This window comes from Lacibacter sp. H407, assembly GCF_037892605.1.
Classification (GTDB): Bacteria; Bacteroidota; Bacteroidia; order Chitinophagales; family Chitinophagaceae; genus Lacibacter.
Genome location: NZ_JBBKTU010000001.1, coordinates 3,157,142 through 3,179,410, shown reverse-complemented (window position 1 = coordinate 3,179,410; position 22,269 = coordinate 3,157,142). Strand labels below are relative to the sequence as shown.

Sequence of the window (22,269 nt, the reverse complement as noted above, 5' to 3'; positions counted from 1 at the left end):
AATACAATAGAAAGGTACAACACAAATAATTGTACCAGTTACATGATATTGGTATCTGTCAAAAAAAGAGTTGCAAAAATAAAGATGTTCACTGTGGCTTTTTCAGAATGGCGACAGTTAAACGGCTGATGCAAATCAGCTTCTCTCGTTCATCAAAAATTTTGATATCCCACACATGTGTGCTGGCACCAATATGAATGGGTGTAGTGATGCCGGTTACCAATCCGCTTCGTACTGAACGGATATGATTGGCATTGATCTCAATACCAACACAAATAAATTTTTCAGGATCAATTACTTTGGCTGATGCAACACTTCCTAATGTTTCAGCCAATACACAACTGGCACCGCCATGTAACAATCCGTAAGGTTGATGTGTGCGATGATCGACAGGCATCGTTGCTTTTAAAAAATCTGTCCCTACTTCTGTAAAACGAATATCGAGTAACTCACCAATAGTTTGTTTTCCCAACTCCGTAAAATCAGCAAGCGACAGATCTTTTTTGAACCAGATAGCGTTCATACAAGTTGTTATTAGAAATTCAACACTATTTTTTTGAAACAGTGTTATTCACCACATCCGGTAAAAACGGTGATGCATCGCCACCATTGCGGATTACATCACGAACAAGCGTTGATGCGACCGATGTGTATTGCGGCAGACAGGTAAGAAAAATGGTTTCAATATCGTGATCGAGACTGCGGTTCATGTCGGCAATCGCTTTCTCGTATTCAAAATCGTTTACGTAACGTATACCACGAAGAATAAATTTTGCATTGATGCGTTTGCAGCAATCAACAGTTAATCCATCATACACGACTGAATCAACCCGTGGTTCATCTTTAAATATTTCATTGATCCACGATACCCGTTGCTCCTCACTGAACATGGGTACTTTGCCTGCATTGCGGCCAATACCGATATATAGTTTATCAAACAGATCAAGTGACCGGTAAATAATATCGAGATGACCTACGGTAATAGGGTCAAATGTTCCGGGGAATAAGCCAATTCGTTCCATGCAGTTGGTTTAGATGCCGAATATCGAACGAATAACCCATATAAACAAAGCGAAAACCGCAAATGATCGTAAATGAACGTAGAATAAACACACCGTAAAGAGGTATTTTATTTTTACGCTGTAGTTTGTATTTTTCTGCAAACAAACCTAACCATGAGTAACCGCAGTACTTCAAAAATAAGGATCCTCAGTATTGATGGGGGTGGCATCCGTGGCATTATTCCCGGCACCATCGTTCAATATCTTGAAACACGCATTCGTGCAATCACAGGTAACAGAGAAGCAAAGATCGGCGAGTATTTTGATCTCATTGCAGGAACCAGCACCGGTGGTATCCTCACCAGTATTTATTTAATGCCGGATGAAGCAAATGATGGTAAAGCAAAATTTTCTGCTGCCGATGCCGTACAGTTGTATATGCAGCATGGCAATAAAATTTTCAATAAAAATTTCTGGCAGCAATTCAAAAATTTCAATCTCTGGAACGAAGGTTTCCCCGCTGACAACCTGGAAGATTTGTTGCATGGTTATCTCGGTGAAACATTGTTAAGTCAACTGATCAAACCTTGTTTGATCACTGCCTATAATTTTTATGAACGTAAAGCTGCTTTCTTTAACAGCGCCGATACAAAACGAATTGAAGGACAGGTTCGTGATTTTAAGATAAAGCATATTGCAAGGGCCACAAGCGCTGCTCCCACTTATTTCGAACCGGCCATGATCTACAGTTTAAGTGAAGCACCTCAATTTTTAATTGATGGTGGTGTGTTTGTAAACAACCCTTCCCTTTGTGCTTATAGTGAAGCAAGAAGTTTAAACTTCAGTCAACACAATATATTACCCGGCACATTTGCAAAACCAAAGCCTGATACACCCTCTGCAAAAGATATGCTGCTCATCAGCATTGGTACCGGCAGCAGTAAACGAAAATATGAATTTGAACAGTTGCGTGATGCCGGCTTGATCAAATGGTTGCCGGTGCTCATCGATATCATGATGAGTGGCAACAGCGAGACAGTGCACTATCACCTTAGTAAAATGTGGGACACGTTAGATGACAATGATAAAAAAGATTATTACCGCCTGGAGCCTGATTTAAAAACAGCGTCACCTGAAATGGATAATGTAAAAAAGAAAAATCTGAAATTATTAAAAGAAGCAGGTGAGAGTTATGTGTTTGAACATACAGAGAAGTTAAATGAGATTGTAGATAAGTTGTTGTTGCATAATTGATGTCATCCCGAGGCACGAGGGATCTGCTTCATCTGAGTACAAAAGCCAAACAGATTCCTCCTTCGCCGGAAAGACAGCAATCCGCAACATAGAAAATAAGTCCACAAAAAAATGCCGAGGCAATTGCTTCGGCATTTTTAGTATTTATGGTTCAGGCCGCTCCTTCGACTTCGCTCAGGATTCGTCCCGACCCTGTTAATTCAAACTTCTGAAATCCACCGGCACCAGCTTACTTACACCGGCTTCCTGCATGGTAACACCATAGATCACATCCACTGCTCCCATTGTTTGCTTGTTATGCGTTACAATGATGAACTGTGAATTGTTACTGAACTGGCGGATCATATTGGTGAACTTACCCACGTTGGCATCATCCAACGGCGCATCAACCTCATCCAGAATACAGAACGGAGCAGGTTTAATGAGATAGATCGCAAACAACATCGCTGTTGCTGTTAATGTTTTCTCACCACCACTCAACTGAGAGATGCTGCTTGGACGTTTACCTTTTGGCTTGGCAATGATATCAATACCGGTGTCTGCAAGATTTTCCGGATTTTCCAACACCATATCAGCAGTATCTTCTTCTGTAAACAAGGCCTTAAATACTTTCTGGAAATTCTCCCGCACCTGGTTAAAGGTTTCAAGAAAACGTTGGTTGGCTGTTGCCTCCACTTCCTGGATGGTTTGCAACAACGATTCTTTTGCCGTAACAAGATCATTCTTCTGTTCAAGAATAAACTCATAACGCTTGCGCATTTCTTCAAATGCTTCGATCGCTGTCGGGTTTACTTCGCCCAGATTTTCCAAACGCTTCTTCATACGATCAACCTTGGCTTGTAATTCTTCCAATGGTTCTTCGCCTGTGCGTTCTTCTTCAATTACTTCTTCAAGATTTACTTTAAACTCAACCAGCAAACGTTCTTTGGTTCCGCTTAGCTGCAATTTCAGTTCAGTGAGTTTATCTTTTATTTCATTTAGCAAATGATCAACCTGCTCCTTCTCTTTTTGTTTGTGACGAAGCTCGCTTTCTTTTTCACCCAACACATTGCGCAGATTGTAGTAATACTGATCTGCTTCGTTGAGTTTGCGCTCTTCTGTTTCTTTGTTCTGTAACAACGTTACCAAACCATCCTGTGCTTCCAGCAACATCACTTCACTTTCGTTGATCTGGTTAGCAGCTTCTTCCAACGCTGCTGAATTGGTTGTGATCTGCAATTGCAAATCCTGGAATTGATTTTGTTTGAATTCAAATTCCTGTTTCAACGCTGTTACACGACTTTGCTGACGGGTAACATTCAGGTTATAATCGTTGTACGATTGATTGGCTTCGTTGTATTGTTGTTCAGCAGCAGTAAACTCTTGTTCAATTACTTCTAACTTACCGGCGAGTTCATCTAACTGTGAATTGTATTTCTGCAAATCATCACGGTACACCTGTTGATTTTCCAATACTTCTTCCTGTTGCAGTTCAAGGTCTTCCAAACGCTTAACAGCATTGGTTTCCATGCCTCGCAGGTTTTCCATACGGTTGTCAATACCATATACCTGGTTCACCAATTGATTGATAGCTGCTTCGGTTTGCTTGATGGCATTTTCTTTTAGCTGCTCATTAAACCCGATCACTTCATTGTGACGCATTTGAATGGCATGCTTCAGATCCAGCACCACTGTTTCCTGTGCTAAAATTTCTTCGTGTAAACGTTCAAGATTTTTTGCACGACCGAGTTTCTTTCCTTCAAACAAACCAACACTACCACCGCTCAATGCGTATTTACCTTTAAAGAACTTACCGCTCTTTTCCAGTACTACACCATCAAAATCGGTTGGTAAATTATTCTCATCATCTGCGATCACTACCTGACCTAACAGGTAATTGATGAGCGATTGATATTTTGCTTCCACTTCAACAACACTCAATGCAGAAATGGTTCCTGCAGGAACATTGTTCAACACTGCCTGACCATTGAACTGATCGAGCATAAAGAAATTCGCCTTTCCTTTTTGGTTGGCATGTAATAAGTGAACGGCTTTCAACGCATCACTCATATTCCCCACCACATAATAGTTAAGGTATTGTTCCAACAGATTTTCAACTGCTGTTCTGTATTCTTCTTTACAATAGATCACATCACTCAACAATGGCGATTCAACATTCCACTCAGGATTGTTGTGTAAAAATTTTACACTGTCGGGATAACCTTCCATTGAATCAACCAAACTCTTTAACAGATCATGCTCGTTCTTTTTTGAATCAAGCTTTCTGTTTTCATCAGCCAGTTGATTACGTAAACCTTCGAGTGCTTCCTGTGTTTGCAGAATCTGATCTTTGGTAAACGCATGTTGCTCCTGTAACTGTTGCAATTCTTCACGACAGTTATTCAGCTCATATTCTTTCTGCTGCTTTTCTTCCTCGAGTTGATGTAATTGCTGCTTGCGGTTCGTTTGCTCTTCTTTTAACTGGAAGATGGTACGTTGTAAGTTTTGTACCGATGTTTCGCCAACAGCCACATTCTTCTCTGCTTCAAACTGGCTACGTTGAATCGCCTGATTTTCTTTACGAATTTCATCAATGCCACTACGCTTTTCATCAAACACTTTACGTGTACTCTCAACTGAGCTGCGCAAACTATCTAATTGCGAACCAAGATCATTCAACTTCGCATCTTCTTCTGTGATCTGCAGTTGAGTAAACTCAATGCTTTCTTCAATTCCTTTTAATTGTCCACCTGCTTTTTGTAAAAAGTCGTTGAGACTTGTTTCTTTTTCTTTCAGGTAATGCAAACGCTGCTGCGCAAGATTCTTTTCGTTTTCTTTCGAGCGCAAGGTCTGAAGCATATCGTTAAACGAATGCTGCATTATTTGCAATTCTTTTTCCTTTTCAATAAATCCAACTTTCTCCTGCTCAATCGCCGCTTCTTCCGTAGCGATCTTTGCTTCCAATTCCACTTTTTTATTTACTTCAGCATCATGCTGCTCATTCAAGTCTTTCCAGGTAAGATTAAAACCTTCCAATGCAGCTTTCGCTAATTCAATACTCACTTCACGATAATCTTTTTTGATCTCGTAATACTTCTCCGCTTTCTTGGCCTGGTTCTCTAACGTTTTTAACTGGTTATTGATCTCGAACAACAGATCTTCAATACGTGCCAGATCCTGTTCGGTTGCATCCAGTTTATTCTTCGCTTCTTTCTTTCTTGTTTTGTAGATGGTGATACCGGCAGCCTGCTCCAACATGCGGCGACGGCTGTTCTCCTTATCCTTGATGATATCATCCACCATGCCCAATTCAATGATGGCATAGCTATCGGTACTTACACCGGTATCGAGGAAGAGGTTTTGGATATCCTTCAAACGACATTGCACATCGTTGAGACGGTATTCACTTTCACCACTTTTGTAAAACTTACGGGTAACGGTTACGGTACTGAATTCGGTGGGCAGCAGGTTACGGGTGTTCTCAAACGTCAAACTCACTTCAGCCAAACCCGAAGCACTTCTTGTTTTGGAACCGTTAAACACCAGGCTCTCGAGGTTTTCACTACGGAGATGACTGATCTTTTGCTCACCAATTACCCAGCGGATACTATCAATAATATTACTCTTGCCGCAGCCATTGGGGCCAATGATGCCGGTTACACCCTCATCAAAACTAACCACAGTTTTATCGGCAAAACTTTTAAAACCCTTGATTTCTAAGCTCTTTAAACGCACTATTTTTCAATTTAGGAAGGCGACAAATATAGGAGATTAAGGTTGTAATAAAATTTTACCCTTTTTGCTTCTTATCAACAGTTTTCGGTAGGTTTTCAACAAGTGAAAGCTTTTGTTTGCGATATGGCTGCTTTGTCTTAACTGGAGATATTGGAGCATTTTTTGGGTGTGAGCTGCAGGATTTTATGGCATCTTCGTTGCCACGCTCGCTTGTACTGTATCGCTTTCTGCAGCAGGTACACTTTCCACCAAAACCACGCTGCAATTTCAACCCAAACCAGAAAGAACTATTTTGCAGCACAACGGTTATTGAACATATGTATGCAGTTTTAACCATCATTCGCTATAAAAAACGCTTTATCTATTTCGCTCTGCTGGCGATGGCCATTCATCGGTTACCCCTGCTTTTCCGAAAGAATATTCACTTTTCAAAAACATTGGGGTGCGGCAAAGGCGGCACCTTCAGCAAAACGCCCGACTGGCAGCAATGGGGATTATTAGTGGTGACGAATGACGAATCATTACTCAGTACCAACGATCAGCCAACATTACAGCAAAAAGCCTACGGCAGTTTTATCCGTGGCTGGTGGAAGTTCTTTGGCTGCGAAACCTGGACGGTGTTGCTCCAACCCATCGAAGCACATGGAAGCTGGGATGGAAAGCAGGCGTTTGGTGCATTACCCGCCAAATCGGATTACGAAGGCCGGATCGCCGTGCTTACCCGGGCCACCATCCGCCCAAGCAAACGCTCCCGTTTTTGGGAACATGTGGAAGCTGTGTCGAATGATATGCGAAAAGCTGATGGCTTCCGGTTTTCGGTGGGTATTGGCGAATCGCCGTGGTTACGACAAGCCACCTTCTCCATTTGGGACAGCAAAGAACAGATGAAACAGTTTGCCTACAAAATGCCACGCCACACCGATGTAATCCAGAAAACAAGAAAAGAAAACTGGTATAGTGAGGATATGTTTGTGCGGTTTAAAGTATTGAAGAGCTGGGGAACGATTGAAGACGTTGCACCGCTTAGCTAGGCACCCACTCGCTCAAAAGCTGTAATCTTGCAGCCAATTATATGTCAGCAACTTCTCACCGTTATTTCATCATCAACAAACCATACGACATGGTTTCGCAGTTCGTCAGTTCGCATGATGTGCGGTTGCTGGGCGATCTTGATTTTGAATTTCCGGAAGGCACACATGCCATTGGCCGTTTAGATAATCATTCAGAAGGTCTGTTGCTCTTAACGACCAATAAAAAAGTGACACGCCTGCTATTTGATCCCAAGAAAAAACATGAACGTAGTTACCTCATCATGGTAAAAAATATTGTTACACCTGAATTGCTTGAACAATTAAGAACAGGTGTTTCCATTCCTGTTACAACCGGTGAAGATTATGTAGCTGTTCCTACGTCCATTGAAATTGTTGAAAATGTAAAAGATCATTATGTGCACATGGATGATGTGCGGCAGCAATATCCACATACCTGGATGCTGATGACGTTGACGGAAGGTAAATTTCACCAGGTACGAAAAATGTGTTTAGCCATTCACCGTCGTTGCCTGCGTTTGATCCGTATTTCGATTGGTAATTTAAAACTCGGTGACCTGAAACCCGGAGCCGTTAAAGAAATAAATGAGAAGGAGTTTTTTGAGTTGATCGGGATTGATTATGCGGGGTGATTCAGTTATACAACAACTGATCATATGCCTGCTAATTAACTCTCAGACTAATTTACTTTTCAAGAATCATAGTTTTAAAATCCTCGTACGTGATTGTTTGACTTAATAGTTCATAATGTGCATGTAATTTAGATCTAGCTTCTTCATATCTTTTTTGATTCTTTTGCCTACCCTTTTCTGCTTCCACGAAAGAATCAAAAAGCTTCTCCAACTTTTTTACATATTGCTTGTCAGGTTCATTCGAAATATTACCGTAAACCTTGCCATTTGCTAACTCCAATGAATGGCAGCCATGGCTTAAAAGGCCTAAATCTTTTAAAGAAAAGACGTAAGTTTTACCAACCTGATACGGACCTAAAAAGGCAAGTTTGTTTGAACTAGTAGTATCAGCCCCTTTAATCACAACCCTACTTACTCCTGCCATCCCTTTTAATACCTCAATTACCTCAACCTCCATTGTTTGAGGCAGAAACATACCTGTTTGAGACATCGATGAATTAGAAATAATCTTTCCAACGATAATCAAATCGTCTTCTTTTGAAACCTGCAAGAAACTTATCGCAGAATCTTGAGATTTCGCTGCAAAAAAGCCTAAAAAAAATACAACCAAGAGAAACAGGAGCTTGATAGGCATATTTCATCACATTGATTAAATTCAAATTACTATACAATTTTCAAATGAACAGTTAATGAACGGCTCTCTTTTGCCCTTAGGTCTTATTTCCTTATCTTGCAGTATGTTTTTACAGAAACATATCACTACAAATAACCTGCTGCCATATTTCCTCAACCTGATCGCTGCAGGTGAAGGCAGTTTGCCCGATTACTAATTCACTTGTTCCAACTTGTTTTCAGTATAACTGTGCGTAAGCATTCGTATTAATTTTTATTTAATGACCGATGACACGTTACTGGCTGAAGAACTCCCTGTTTTCACTATATTCAAGAACGAAACACTTATCATTTAAATATTTCTTTTATGGCTCAACATAATTATTACGTTGAAAACGAATTAGGACGATTGCGGAAATTAGTTATTCATAGTCCTGATGGTGGCATTGGCAAGATTATCCCGGGTACGTTTGCCGATAACCTCTACGATGATATTGTACACCTCAACAAAATGCAGAAAGAATACAATCATTATGTAAAACTCTTATTGTATTTTCTCGACAAGGAAAAAGTAAACTACATCAACCAATACCAGCAAACTGCCGACGAAGAAAAAAAGTCGTGGTGTTATATTCCCGGCAAAGATGAATATTTCAACAGCGACAAAGTACTTGACACACAACAATTGCTGGCTGAAATTATCAAAGATGAAAAAGTAAAGCTCCGGTTAATATCAGCAATATGCTCTTACGAAGAATCGAGTTACGCCATTCAGCAGGTATTGGAAAATATTAATGATGCTCCACTGCTTGCAAAAATTTTCATTACAGGCATTTTACCTGCCGAAGCAATGGGCACACAGGAAGATCAATACATCTTCCCTCCTATTCCCAACTTCATCTTTACCCGTGATATCGGCATTATGGTGAAAGATCACATTCTGCTGAGTCGCATGGCTACTGTTGCACGCAGAAGAGAATCGTTGCTCACTAAATTTTTATCGCTCTATTATTTCTTTAAAGATGAGCCGCAAAAAGTAATGGAGATCATTGAAGAAAGCGACTTCTTTTTGTATGAAGAAGAAGAACGTAAACACCGCATCATTACCATTGAAGGTGGTGATGTCATGATGATCCATCCCAAACATTTTGTGATCGGCTGCAGTATACGTACCAGCAGCAGTGCAGTAAATGAAATGGTTCACACATTATTCAGCAAACCTGAACTGGGTATTGAAAAAGTATCGGTTGTGAAAATTCCAAAGAACCGTGCACAAATGCATATCGATACCATCTTTACACAGGTGAAACGAAATGTTTGGGTGTTGTATGGTCGTTTTTCAGAACGCATTTTACGGGCTGAACATATCAGCAGACATAGTTATGTAAACAAGCTGTCACATAATCCACGTCAATTGGAAATGGAACAGGTAGAAATTCTGCAATTCCAGAAACCAACGAACGAGCCGTACATTAAAACAAAAGATTACAGTATTCACAAACGGCTTCCCGGTATTGAATCATTATTAAGACAAATAAGTGTGGAGGATTTCGGCGCCAACCCGGAAGATGTAAAAATTATTTACAGCGGCGGCAACCTGTTTCCACACGATGAGCGAGAACAATGGACCGACAGCTGTAATGTAGTTGCCGTTAAAGAAGGTGTTGTGATTGGTTATGATCGTAACGATAAAACAGCAGATGCTTTTAAAGAAGCGGGGTTCAATGTACTCACCACCACCGAAGCGTTTCAGCAATTCGAAAATGGTGTAGATCCTGAAAAAATCGAGAACACATTGATCTTACTGCCAAGTGCTGAACTTTCAAGAGCAAGGGGCGGCAGCCATTGTATGAGTATGCCTTTACTACGAGACAAGTTATAAGTTAAGCGTTACGGGTTATGAGTTAAGGACCCCACTCATAACATTCAACTCATAACCCGTAACCGTATTACTACGAACTATGAACCATTAACAATGAACCAAAATGCAAACAACATCGCATTTATTAATGATCAAACCCGTTGCTTTTGATTTCAATGCTGAAACAGCAGTAAACAATGCGTTTCAGCAAGAAGGCAGCAATGAAAATGCACAGCAAAAAGCCGAAGCTGAGTTTGATGGCTTTGTACAAAAACTAACTGCAGCTGGTGTGGATGTTACAGTTGTGCAAGACACGCCGCAACCACATACACCCGATAGCATCTTCCCCAATAACTGGATCAGTTTTCACCATGATGGCAGTATTGTGCTCTACCCCATGTATGCAACAAACAGAAGAGCCGAACGTAAACAACATGTACTCGATACCATTGCTGCAAAGTTTGACGTGAAGCAGCAGATCGACTTTACTTCAAAAGAAAACGATGATCATTTTTTAGAAGGTACCGGCAGTATGGTGTTAGACAGGGAAAAGAAAATTGCGTACGCCTGTCTTTCGCCACGCACTGATAAAACTGTATTTGAAGAATGGTGCAGCAAGATGAATTACACGCCCTGCAGTTTTTACAGCGTTGATGAAAAGGGAGGCGAAATCTATCACACCAATGTAATGATGTGTGTGGCCGATCAATACGTAGTGATCTGTTTAGACAGTATTCGTGATGAAGCAGAGCGTGACAATGTTTTTGATACAATTACCGATAGCGGCAAAAAGATCGTCGAAATTTCTTACAAACAGATGAATCAATTTGCAGGGAACATGTTGCAGGTTGAAAACAAAACCGGTCAGCGTTATTTAGTGATGAGCAGCCAGGCCTACAATGCATTGACTCCTGCGCAAGTGAAGGAATTGGAAGGCTATAACCCCATCATTCATTCCGATCTTACTACCATTGAAACAAACGGCGGCGGAAGTGCAAGATGTATGATGGCAGAAGTTTTTCTCCCGTTAAAAAAGTAATTGAAAATTTATACAGAAGCCGGTCAATCATTTTTGGTTGGCCGGCTTTTTAATTGCTTGCAACTGCTTCATCACTACTTTTTCTTTCACTTCAATATCCTTCTGCACCAAGGCAAATGCCTTATTGAATTGTTGCTTTACAGATTTCTCTTTACTGAGAAAGAATTGTCCATCCGTTAGCCATTGCTGTAAATCAACCACATCATGCCAAATACCAATATTCTCCTGCAACATGTCCAGCCTTTTATAAGCTGTAACTGTCAGCACTTTTAATTTATCCTGTTCAGTAAGCCAATGATAAGCATATAGTAATTGTTTGATCAACTTGCGCAACGCATGCCAATTGTCCTTTAAAACAATTGGCAATTGCTCTTGAAGTTTTGCTTTCAGCTCTAACGCATACCGGAGCAAATCCTCTTCCTCAACTTTTTTTAAGTACTTATCAATTTCTTCACTGACAGATTTTAGTTTTTTAAGGTGGCCGTGTTTGTTAGTAACAAATAATTCCTCTTCCTCCTTTATTTTCTGATCAAAAGATGAGTGCCGAATTAACAGCAGGAGTTTTTTCTCAGCAAGCCATTTCAAACGAAGTTGCGCTTCACGCAAAGAACCAGCTGCATGAAAAACAAGTTGAAGTTTTTTACGAGTTGACTTTATTTTCTTGGGATGGAGAGTGCGTAGGTGATCAAGAACAGCTTTTATTTTTTTAAGGCTCACTCTTAACTGGTGTAACACTTCTTCATTTGAGGCAGTGTTGTATTGTTCCAGCAGATGGAGAGCAGAACTAATTTGCTTTTCACTATATTCTCTTACCACACTCATGACCTGTTCGTTTTTCGACCGTTCAATTCATCTATTCTGCAAAGTTCCGCTAAAGTCCGAACACACGCTTCAACCCATCTTCTAATTTAACGGGCACATAACCTAACTCTTTTACCGCCTTTGTGATAATAAAACCCGTCTTCGGTGGTCGTTTCGCCGGTTCTGCAAAAGATGCCGCTGTTACTTTTTCAATCAAACTTTCATCGAGTTGTAAAAGATTGGCAACAGTAGTTGCTAATTGATAGGGCGTGCACATCTCCCGCCCTGAAATATGAAACACACCTTTTGCATGCTTCATCAACACCAACAAAATTCCTTTCGCTAAATCTTCTACATAAGTTGGTGTGCGAAATTGATCATCTACTACCTGAATGGTTTCACCTGCCGTGAGTTTATCTTTTACCCATTGTATAAAATTGGGTCGTCCGCCCGGAATTTTTCCGCCATACAACAATACTGTTCTTACAATAGCCCAATGCAAACCACTCATCTCCACCATTTCTTCGGCCAGTAATTTGCTTTCGCCGTAATCATTAATGGGATTGGGAGTTGCCGATTCATCGTACGGACCATCATTCCCATCAAAAACAAAATCGCTGCTGATGTAAATGAAATAAGATTTTGCTTTTTGTGCGGCCTTCAACAAGGTTCTTGTAGCCCCCACATTTGTTTTCCAGCAAGTAGTTTTATCGGCTGCACAATCGTTGGGTTGTGTAACAGCGGCGGCATGAATAAGAATATGTGGAGAAATTTTCTCCACAAGTGCCTGGGATCGTTTAAAATCGGTAATATCTAACTGATGATAAGTAACCCCATTCTTTTCGCCATACGATAAACGGCTGGGGCCTTTACCCGTAGCATGGATCACAAACTTACCCTCATCCACTAACTGGCGAATGAGGTGCTGACCCAACAATCCGTTTGCTCCGGTTACAAACACTTTCATAAACTGAATATAAGAAATGAATTGAAACCTGTTATTAAAAATCAATGCAATACAACCGATTCTGACTGAAAGCCTCATCAAATCGAATTGAATCACTCGAGAAAAGGCATCCGCTAACCGCAAAAGGCGTTTTGTTGTTAATTGATTGCGCTGCAAACGTTTGAAAACCATCAGCGAACAATCGTTATCATGGCATTTCCTTATTTTTGGCACTTCTTGAAATTCAGTACCATGCGAAAACGAAGAAGGCTTTCCTGACACCTGAATGACTAATTGATTAATAATGAGTAAAAAAGTAACGAAGATCGGCGTTTTAACCTCGGGCGGAGATGCGCCGGGAATGAATGCAGCCATCAGAGCTGTTGTACGCACAGGTCTTTATCACAATATGGAAGTGTTTGGTATTATGCGTGGATATCAGGGAATGATCGATGATGACATTGTTCCAATGCACAGCCGCAGCGTAGCCAATATTATTCAACGGGGTGGAACCATCCTCAAAACTGCACGCAGCAAAGATTTCTTTGAACCTGCCGGTCGCAAAAAAGCATTCGACAATTTAAAGAAACATGGCATTGATGGTTTGGTGATCATTGGTGGCGATGGCAGCTTCCGTGGTGCACAAAAATTTTCTAACGAGCACGATATCCCTTGTATTGGTTTGCCCGGCACAATTGATAAAGATATTGCCGGCAGCGATTTTACAATTGGTTTTGATACGGCTGTAAACACAGCAGTTGAAGCTATTGATAAAATTCGTGATACAGCCGATGCACATGACCGCCTGTTTATTATTGAAGTGATGGGCCGTGATGCAGGTTATATTGCCTTGCACAGTGGTATTGCCACCGGTGCAGAACATATTTTAATTCCCGAAACAAAAACCGATCTTGAGTTGGTAGTTGATTCGCTGGAAGAAAAAGAGCGCCGTAAAAAATTAGTGAACATGATCGTGGTAGCTGAAGGTGATGAAACAGGTGGTGCCAATGAAGTAGCCACTATCATCAAAAAACGTTTACCACATCTTGATACACGTGTTTGTATTCTCGGACATATTCAACGTGGAGGCTCTCCTACTTGTCTGGATCGTTTGATCGCAAGCCGTTTGGGTTATGCCGCTGTTGATGCATTGATCGAGGGCAAACACAATACCATGATCGGTATCATGAATAACAAACTTCATTTTACACCGTTGGATAAAGCTGTGAAGGCAAAACAACGCATCAGCGATGAGTGGATGAAGATCGTGAAGATCCTGGCCAGTTAAGAAACACCTCAGCGTTTTTAGTTTACAATTGAACAGGCGATTGCGCCGCACACATAACGATTACACTAAACCAAACAAACTTTCAGACTATGTCGAAGTCAGTTTCAAAATATTTGCACACCGAAATGGATAAGGAAGCAGGAAAACGACACATGGGCCATCGAACAAAGATCGTGGCTACTGTTGGACCTGCATGCGATACATACGATAAGCTTTTAGAACTGGTAAGGGCCGGTGTAAATGTGTTTCGCTTGAACTTTTCACATGGTGCACACGAAGACAAAGCACAGATCATTGAGCATATCCGCAACATCAATAAGAATGAACCGTACAACATTGCCATTCTTGGCGATCTGCAAGGTCCAAAACTCCGTGTAGGTGAAATGGAAGGGGGTGGTATTGAAGTTTCAGAAGGTGATGTATTGACATTCACCAATGAAAAATTGATCGGCACCAAAGAACGCATTTATGTATCGTATCCCGATTTGCATAAAGATGTAAAGCCAGGCAATATCATTTTGATCGACGATGGAAAACTGGAAGTAAAAGTAATTGGCATCACTCGTGAAAAAGATGTGCAGGTGCAGGTTACATTGGGCGGAAAACTTTCTTCAAAAAAAGGGATCAATTTACCCGATACAAAAATTTCTTTACCTGCATTGACTGATAAAGATCTGGCTGATCTTGAATTTATCATCGATCAGGAACTGGATTGGGTGGCGCTTTCGTTTGTACGAAACGTAAAAGACATTATTATTCTGCGTAACAAACTGGATGAACGCAAAAGCAAAAGCAAGATCATTGCAAAAATTGAAAAGCCTGAAGCTGTTGCCAACATCCGTGATATCATTATCGAAAGCGATGGTATTATGATCGCACGTGGCGATCTGGGTGTTGAACTTCCGGTTGAACAAGTACCATTGATCCAGAAAGATATTATCAAGAAATGTATCCATCGTGCCAAGCCCGTTATTGTGGCAACACAGATGATGGAGAGTATGATCGACCGTGTAAAGCCAAACCGGAGTGAAATTACCGACGTAGCCAATGCCGTATTGGAAGGTGCTGATGCCGTGATGTTAAGTGGTGAAACAGCAACAGGTAATCATCCATCGCTGGTAGTGGAGACAATGGTGAAGATCATTGAAGAAGTGGAAGGAAGTTCTTACTATCGTTACGATCGTGAAGAAGATCTGAAACCACAACCCCACTCACCTTCGTTCTTAAGTGATGCGATCTGTTACAACGCCTGCGAAATTGCAAAAGATGTAAATGCAAGTGCATTGATCGGTATGACGCTGAGCGGCTACACCGGTTTTATGTTGAGCAGCTTCCGTCCAAAAGCACCGTTGTTCATTTTTACAAAAGAACGGAAACTTGTAAATCAGTTGAGTTTAAGCTGGGGCGTTCGAGCATTTTATTATTCAGAAGAGATCAGCGTGGATGATATCATTGCTGATCAGATTAATATTTTAAAAGAGCGTGGTTTTGTACAAACAGGTGAAATTGTTGTGAACACAGGAAGTACACCGGTTCATCTGCATTTGCCAACCAACCTCATCAAACTGACCGTAGTCGAATAATCATCGTTTTATACAAATACAATTCAGCGCCCCGTTTTACGGGGCGTTTGTGTTTACTGATTTTGTACTTTCATTGTTCATGCAGGATGTTACATACATACCCGTCAACGAATCGTCGGTACTGCTTTCTTTTGGATCAACCATAGAAAGCAGTATTCATGAGCGTTTGATGCAGGCAAAGCAATTGATTGAGCAATATCCATTTGTTGGTTTTATTGAAACAGTACCGGCGTATAATTCACTGGCTGTTTATTATGATCCGCTGCAGATCGCAAAATCAGAAGAAACAATTGCAGCAACAGTCATCAAGCAATTGAAAAACATCTTACAGAACGAAAGCGTTGCAATTGATTCAGTTGTTGAACGATCAGTGATTACGATCCCCGTTTGTTACGAAGAAAGTTTCGGGATCGACTTGCAGGAACTTTCCGCATCGCTACAACTTTCCATTGAAGAAATTATTCAACTGCATCAAGGTAAATCCTATCATGTATTTATGATCGGCTTTACACCCGGCTTTCCGTATATGGGAACAGTGGATGAACGTTTGACCACACAACGAAAAACACAACCACGATTGCAGGTTCCACCCGGTTCTGTTGCTATTGCAGGAAATCAAACCGGCATCTATCCGTTTGCAACACCCGGCGGATGGAATATTATTGGCAGAACTCCTATCAATATTTTTGATCTGCAAAAAGATAATCCGTTTTTATTAAAAGCAGGTGACGAAGTAAAATTCAAAGCTATCACTATAAATGAATTTGAAAAGTATGATTCGTCAGACGACCTCATGGGACGGAATTTAACAAACAGCATCAATCATCCGAAGAGAATATCTGACAAGAAAAAACAGATTATCCATATTGAACAATGTGGTTTCTTAACTACGCTGCAAAATACAGGACGCACTCGCTACTTGCAGTTTGGCGTAAGCAAAAGCGGAGCAATGGATGAATATACAGCCCAACTTGCAAATACATTGATTGGAAACGATCCAAAAGAAGCTGTATTGGAAATCACACAATCGCCGCACCGTTTTCGTTTTTTACAGGATGCAGTCATTGCTTTTACAGGTTCCGGTTTACAACCACAAACAGAACATACCATCATTCAACTCAATCAACCGGTTTTCATTTCAAAAGGAAGTATGATCGAATGCAAACAACCCATCCATGGTTTTCGGTTATACATGGCCGTGGCTGGAGGTTTTGAGGCTGATGAGTTCTTGGATAGTTCTGCAACTGATTTGTTGGTAAAAGCTGGAGGCTATCAAGGGAGGCCATTGCAAAAGAGCGATGAATTAAAACTAAGAATAAACTTATCTCCTTTACAGAAAACATTAATGACGGTGCTGAAAGCAGGCGCTGTTGTTTCATTAAATATTACAGCGCCTGACTACGCCACGAGCAATATTCGTATCATTAAAGGTGCTGAATGGAATTATATGGATGATGCATCAAAAGCAATTTTGTCGGGAGGCACATTCAGTATCAGTCCGCAAAGCAGCCGCATGGGATATCGGTTAAAAAAAGAAGCATTCAAAACCGAACAAGCATGTGAGATCATTTCTTCTCCTGTTACACAAGGAACAATGCAATTAACTCCTTCCGGTGAGTTGATCATTTTAATGGCCGATGCACAAACAGTTGGCGGCTATCCACGTGTTGCACAGGTATGTGCTGCTGACCGTTCGATGCTGTCACAAAAAAAACCGGGTGATCAGATTCATTTTCAATTGATCGATCTGCAACTGGCAGAAGAATTATATTTGAAACAGGCTGCGCAATTATCAAACATCAAACAAACGCTGGAACAATTATATGCAGGTTGATTTGAATTGTGATTTAGGTGAAGGATTAGCAACTGATGAGCAGATCATTCCGCTCATCAGCAGTGCAAATATTGCCTGTGGTTTTCATGCAGGCAATGTTGAAACCATGAAACGAACGATCGAACTTTGCATGAAGCACGGCGTTTCAGTTGGCGCTCATCCTTCCTGGCCCGATCTCGAAAATTTTGGTCGCACAGAAATGCAACGCTCCACAAATGAAATCTATGCGATTGTTACAGAACAGCTCAATATCATTTCCGGAATCACCAATGAGCTTGGCGGCAAACTGCACCATGTAAAACCACATGGGGCATTGTACAATCAATCAGCAAAAGATAAATCGATCGCTGCTGCCATTGCAAAAGCGGTTTACGAATTTGATGCTGGTTTATTCTTGTTTGGCTTGAGCGGCAGCATTTCATTAACGGAAGCAAATGCATTGCAGTTAAAAACAGTGCACGAAGTGTTTGCTGATCGCACGTATCAGGATGATGGCAGCTTAACACCCCGCTCCCAAGCCAATGCATTTGTTGAGAATGAACAACAAGCAGTACAGCAAATTTTACAAATGATCAATGAACAAACTCTTACGAGTGTAACAGGAAAGATCGTTCCTGTAAAAGCAGATACGATCTGTATACATGGCGATGGAAAAAATGCCGTCGCTTTTGCAACAACCATTTCATCAGCCTTACAACAAGCCCGCATTGACATCAAAGCAAACTAACTGGAAACTATTGGGCGGCAAAGGTGCAGGTGCTGCTTTTCTTATGGCAACCTCTGCTATCGGCCCGGGTTTTCTTACGCAAACTACGGTGTTTACACAACAGCTCATGGCGAGCATGGGCTTTGTGATTCTTGTTTCGGTGATCATTGATATTATTGCACAGCTGAACATCTGGCAAATACTCACGGCTAATAATAAACGAGGATCGGAATTGGCCAATGAAGTGATTCCAGGAAGTGGTCATGCGTTGACTATTTTAATTTGCCTTGGTGGGTTAGCATTTAATATTGGCAATGTGTCGGGTGCAGGGCTTGGACTAACGATTCTCTTTCCTATCAGTTTAAAAACAGGAAGTTTGATCAGCGCAGGAATAGGGGTCGTTCTTTTCCTCTCAAAAGATACAGCGAAAGCAATGGACCTGTTTGTGAAACTGCTTGGAATTGTAATGCTTGGCTTAATGCTCTATGTGGTATTTTCTGCGCAACCTCCACTTGCTGAAGTAGCATACCGAACGGTTGTTCCTTCGATAATTAACTTAACATCCATTGTAACATTGGTTGGGGGCACTGTAGGTGGTTATATTACGTTTGCCGGCATTCATCGCATACTGGAGGACCGATCAACTACTGTAAGTATGAAAGAAGTAAAACGGAGTGCAGTGAGCGGTATAGTTATTACTGCATTCATGCGTGTGCTTTTATTCCTTGCAATTTACGGTGTGCTGTACAAAGGAGTTCAATTGAACCCTTCTAATCCCACGGCATCTGCTTTTCAATCGGCGGCAGGTACAATTGGCTATAAATTATTTGGAATTGTTTTATGGAGTGCCGCCATTACCTCACTCGTTGGTTCAGCATTTACATCTATTACTTTTTTAAAAACATTACATCCTGTATTCAACAGGCAACCACGCATTACCACGATCATTTTTATTTTGATCTCAACCAGTATTGTACTACTATGGCAGAAGCCTGTTTTTATTATGGTGATCGTAGGAACTCTCAATGGTTTTATTCTTCCCTTTTCGTTGGGGCTAATGTTATGGGTGATGATGAAACGAAAGCTGAAGCATTACCAACATCCTGCATGGTTGTTGTGGAGCGGATGGATTGTTGTAGCCGTTATGCTGTGGATGAGCATTGTTACATTTGTGAATGAAATTCCGAAGCTCTTCTAATTGTTTGCCACTAAGACACAAAGGCACGAAGTGCCTCGCTCCCGCCCGACGTAAATCAGAACTATAACTGTTTTTGTTGTAGCTCTTTGAGTCCTTGCGCCTTTGTGGCCACATTCATATTTAAACAGATGAACAATTCTGCAACACATAGCATGTATTTCCTCGCTGTACTTTGTCCGGCATCCATTGATGAAAAAGTGCAGGCATATAAATTATGGATGCGTGATCGGTTTGGATGTACAGTAGCACTAAAATCTGCAGCGCACATTACACTCATTCCTCCGTTCTGGATGGAAACGAATTCTGAAGAGCTACTGTTTGAAACGCTTACTCAGTTTCAAACAACCATTCCTGCATTTCAAATTCAGCTGAAAGGATTTTCGCATTTCAGTAACCGTGTACTGTTTGTTGCGGTAAACGAGAACCATCAACTGGGGAGTTTGCGTAAAGCTGTGGAAGATCATTTCATTCAACCGTTTCATGGCATCATCAAACCCGACGACCGTGCGTTTCATCCGCATGTAACCATTGCCAACCGTGATATCAAACCGGGCGACTTTATCAAAGCCTGGGATCATTTCAAACGCCTGTCGTTTGATGAAGATTTTGAAGCAACCGCTGTTTCGTTACTTAAATTGAGCCCGGGAAAATGGAATGTAATCAGTGAACAATCTTTCTGTTCCCGGTGAGCCACTATTCCTTCAACAAGCGCTGGATAAAGCCAGCAACTACCTTGTAACTATGCGTGCAACCGATTGAACAGAATCCGTGAGCGGTGGCACCCTTTTCAACCAAAATCAATACCTTTCAAACTTAAATTTCAAAGCATGAGAAAACTGGTTTTTATCCTTCTGTCGGTTTTTGTTTTTCAATCCGCATTTGCACAAACGCTCAACCCGCAGGATTCTGCGTGGATAAAAGACAACTACACAAAAAAAGAACTTTACATTCCTATGCGGGACGGTACAAAACTGTTTACAGCTGTGTACACTCCAAAGAATAGCAGTGAGGCACACCCGATCTTGATGAACCGTACGCCTTACTCCTGTGCTCCGTATGGTGAAACAAGTTTTCGTGCATTCTGGGATAATCATTGGCGCTACTACATGCGTCGCAATTATATTATCGTTTTGCAGGATGTGCGTGGCCGTTGGATGAGTGAAGGTGAATTTGTAGATGTGCGTCCTTACAACCCAAACAAGAAAGGAACCGAATTTGATGAAGCGAGTGATACATACGATGCAATTGACTGGCTCGTAAAAAATCTTCCGAACAACAATAAAAAGGTGGGCATCTTCGGCATATCGTATCCCGGTTTTTATTCAACCATGGCTGCATTGAGTAATCATCCTTCACTCGTGGCCGTTAGTCCGCAGGCACCGGTTACCGATTGGTTCATGGGCGATGATTTTCATCACAACGGTGCATTCTTTCAAATGGATGGCTTTTCGTTTTATTCATCATTTGGCAAACCACGTCCGAAACCAACAACAGTTGGCTCACCCGGTTTTCAATTCCCGACAAGAGATGCGTATAAATTTTATTTAGAAGCAGGCTCTACAAAAAAATTAGCAGAGTTGATCGGCGACAGTATTGCATTCTGGCAGGAGATGTACAAACATCCGAATCTGGATGAGTGGTGGAAAGCACGGAACGTTCGCAACTTTGTACAAAACGTTCCATCGCATACCGCAACATTGGTTGTGGGCGGTTTGTTTGATGCAGAGGATACGTATGGTGCATGGCGTACTTATGAAGCCATTGAAAAGAAAGCAAAGAATAATAACCGGATCGTAATGGGCCCTTGGCATCATGGCCAATGGAGCAGGGCCGATGGTAGCAGTTTAGGCAATGTAAAATTTGGCAGCAACACATCAACTTATTATCAAAACGAAATTGAATTGCCGTTCTTCATGCATCATCTCGAGGGGAAAGCAAACATTGATCAATTGGCAGAAGCAACGATCTTTTTTTCCGGTGAAAATAAATGGCGCAATTTTTCAAAATGGCCTGCTGCCAATGTTGAAATGAAATCGATGTACTTACAGGAGAACGGTCAACTCAACTGGAACAAACCAACCGTTGCAAAAAGTTCTACTGATTATGTGAGTGATCCTGCAAAACCTGTTCCGTATACAGAAGATGTACACTTCAGCCGTACCATTGCTTACATGACCGACGATCAACGTTTTGCAAATCGCAGAACCGATGTACTTTCTTTTCAAACAGATGTATTAACTGAAGACGTAACACTCGGTGGTACAGTTATCGCTGATCTGCTCGCCAGTATTTCTACAACCGATGCTGATTTTGTAGTGAAGTTGATCGATGTGTTTCCGAGTGATTTCAGTTATCCGGGCGCAACTGCAGCAGCCGGTCGTGTAGGTGGTGGCAGTTATCCAATGGGTGATTACCAGATGCTGGTGCGTGGCGAAGTAATGCGTGGACGTTTCCGCAACAGTTTTGAAAAACCGGAAGCATTTACTCCCAACAAAGTGGAGAAAGTAAAATTTGAATTACCGGATGTAGCACACACATTTAAAAAAGGTCATCGCATTATGATTCAGATCCAAAGCAGTTGGTTCCCATTAGTGGATCGTAACCCACAGAAGTTTGTAAACATTTATGAAGCTGATCCAAAAGATTACATCAAGAGCACCATTAAAATATGGCACGATGCAAAAAATGCATCCAGCATTATCCTGCCGGTATTAAAATAAAAAACCAATTATTCAGTAAACTAAAATAAAC

General features: G+C 41.2%; 18 protein-coding genes. 12 read left to right on the top strand and 6 right to left on the bottom strand.

Annotation, left to right across the window (positions count from 1 at the left end; translation table 11 throughout):
* Positions 1–88: 88 nt before the first annotated feature.
* Complete coding sequence (locus tag WG989_RS13785) at positions 89–523, bottom strand: hotdog fold thioesterase (RefSeq protein WP_340430166.1); 435 nt, start codon at positions 521–523, stop codon at positions 89–91.
* Positions 524–548: 25 nt separating this feature from the next.
* On the bottom strand, positions 549–1,022 hold the full coding sequence (gene coaD, locus WG989_RS13780; RefSeq protein WP_340430165.1) for a pantetheine-phosphate adenylyltransferase: 474 nt from the start codon (positions 1,020–1,022) through the stop codon (positions 549–551).
* A 153-nt stretch (positions 1,023–1,175) separates the two neighbouring features.
* Here coaD and WG989_RS13775 point away from each other — a divergent pair, with 153 nt between their 5' ends.
* Positions 1,176–2,255: a patatin-like phospholipase family protein gene (locus WG989_RS13775; protein WP_340430164.1), complete on the top strand. Its 1,080-nt coding sequence runs from the start codon at positions 1,176–1,178 to the stop codon at positions 2,253–2,255.
* 195 nt (positions 2,256–2,450) lie between these two features.
* On the opposite strand, the gene smc is transcribed toward WG989_RS13775, so the two are convergent.
* Entirely contained in the window at positions 2,451–5,969 is a 3,519-nt protein-coding gene (gene smc, locus WG989_RS13770; protein WP_340430163.1) for a chromosome segregation protein SMC, read from the bottom strand.
* A 317-nt stretch (positions 5,970–6,286) separates the two neighbouring features.
* On the opposite strand from smc, the gene WG989_RS13765 reads away from it, so the two are divergent.
* Positions 6,287–7,000: a spheroidene monooxygenase gene (locus WG989_RS13765; protein ID WP_340430162.1), complete on the top strand. Its 714-nt coding sequence runs from the start codon at positions 6,287–6,289 to the stop codon at positions 6,998–7,000.
* Between the two features lie 41 nt (positions 7,001–7,041).
* Positions 7,042–7,650, top strand: coding sequence for a pseudouridine synthase (locus tag WG989_RS13760; protein WP_340430161.1), 609 nt, complete (start codon positions 7,042–7,044; stop codon positions 7,648–7,650).
* Positions 7,651–7,702: 52 nt separating this feature from the next.
* On the opposite strand, the gene WG989_RS13755 is transcribed toward WG989_RS13760, so the two are convergent.
* Positions 7,703–8,284, bottom strand: a complete 582-nt coding sequence (locus WG989_RS13755) for a hypothetical protein (RefSeq protein WP_340430160.1) — start codon at positions 8,282–8,284, stop codon at positions 7,703–7,705.
* Positions 8,285–8,629: 345 nt separating this feature from the next.
* On the opposite strand from WG989_RS13755, the gene WG989_RS13750 reads away from it, so the two are divergent.
* Positions 8,630–10,144, top strand: coding sequence for an arginine deiminase family protein (locus WG989_RS13750; RefSeq protein ID WP_340430159.1), 1,515 nt, complete (start codon positions 8,630–8,632; stop codon positions 10,142–10,144).
* A gap of 103 nt (positions 10,145–10,247) precedes the next feature.
* Positions 10,248–11,162, top strand: a complete 915-nt coding sequence (ctlX, locus tag WG989_RS13745) for a citrulline utilization hydrolase CtlX (protein WP_340430158.1) — start codon at positions 10,248–10,250, stop codon at positions 11,160–11,162.
* Between the two features lie 27 nt (positions 11,163–11,189).
* Here the strand turns inward: ctlX and WG989_RS13740 are convergent, their stop codons facing one another.
* On the bottom strand, positions 11,190–11,978 hold the full coding sequence (locus WG989_RS13740) for a CHAD domain-containing protein (RefSeq protein WP_340430157.1): 789 nt from the start codon (positions 11,976–11,978) through the stop codon (positions 11,190–11,192).
* Positions 11,979–12,033: 55 nt separating this feature from the next.
* Entirely contained in the window at positions 12,034–13,008 is a 975-nt protein-coding gene (locus tag WG989_RS13735) for an SDR family oxidoreductase (RefSeq protein ID WP_340430155.1), read from the bottom strand.
* Between the two features lie 205 nt (positions 13,009–13,213).
* Here WG989_RS13735 and pfkA point away from each other — a divergent pair, with 205 nt between their 5' ends.
* From pfkA to WG989_RS13700, 7 genes are all read left to right on the top strand, one after another.
* Positions 13,214–14,197 carry a 6-phosphofructokinase gene (pfkA, locus tag WG989_RS13730; RefSeq protein ID WP_340430154.1) on the top strand — a complete coding sequence of 328 codons (984 nt, stop codon included), beginning with the start codon at positions 13,214–13,216 and terminating at the stop codon, positions 14,195–14,197.
* Between the two features lie 89 nt (positions 14,198–14,286).
* Complete coding sequence (gene pyk, locus WG989_RS13725; RefSeq protein WP_340430152.1) at positions 14,287–15,780, top strand: pyruvate kinase; 1,494 nt, start codon at positions 14,287–14,289, stop codon at positions 15,778–15,780.
* A gap of 79 nt (positions 15,781–15,859) precedes the next feature.
* Positions 15,860–17,614 (top strand): 5-oxoprolinase subunit PxpB, encoded by a 1,755-nt coding sequence (pxpB, locus tag WG989_RS13720; protein ID WP_340430150.1) that lies wholly within the window; start codon positions 15,860–15,862, stop codon positions 17,612–17,614.
* Entirely contained in the window at positions 17,604–18,341 is a 738-nt protein-coding gene (locus WG989_RS13715; RefSeq protein WP_340430149.1) for a 5-oxoprolinase subunit PxpA, read from the top strand. The genes pxpB and WG989_RS13715 overlap by 11 nt, the downstream gene beginning before the upstream one ends.
* Positions 18,322–19,518, top strand: a complete 1,197-nt coding sequence (locus tag WG989_RS13710) for an NRAMP family divalent metal transporter (protein ID WP_340430147.1) — start codon at positions 18,322–18,324, stop codon at positions 19,516–19,518. Before WG989_RS13715 ends, WG989_RS13710 begins: the two co-directional genes overlap by 20 nt.
* A 128-nt stretch (positions 19,519–19,646) precedes the next feature.
* Positions 19,647–20,207: a 2'-5' RNA ligase family protein gene (locus WG989_RS13705; protein WP_340430145.1), complete on the top strand. Its 561-nt coding sequence runs from the start codon at positions 19,647–19,649 to the stop codon at positions 20,205–20,207.
* Positions 20,208–20,345: 138 nt separating this feature from the next.
* Positions 20,346–22,238 carry a CocE/NonD family hydrolase gene (locus WG989_RS13700; protein WP_340430144.1) on the top strand — a complete coding sequence of 631 codons (1,893 nt, stop codon included), beginning with the start codon at positions 20,346–20,348 and terminating at the stop codon, positions 22,236–22,238.
* Positions 22,239–22,269 lie beyond the last annotated feature (31 nt).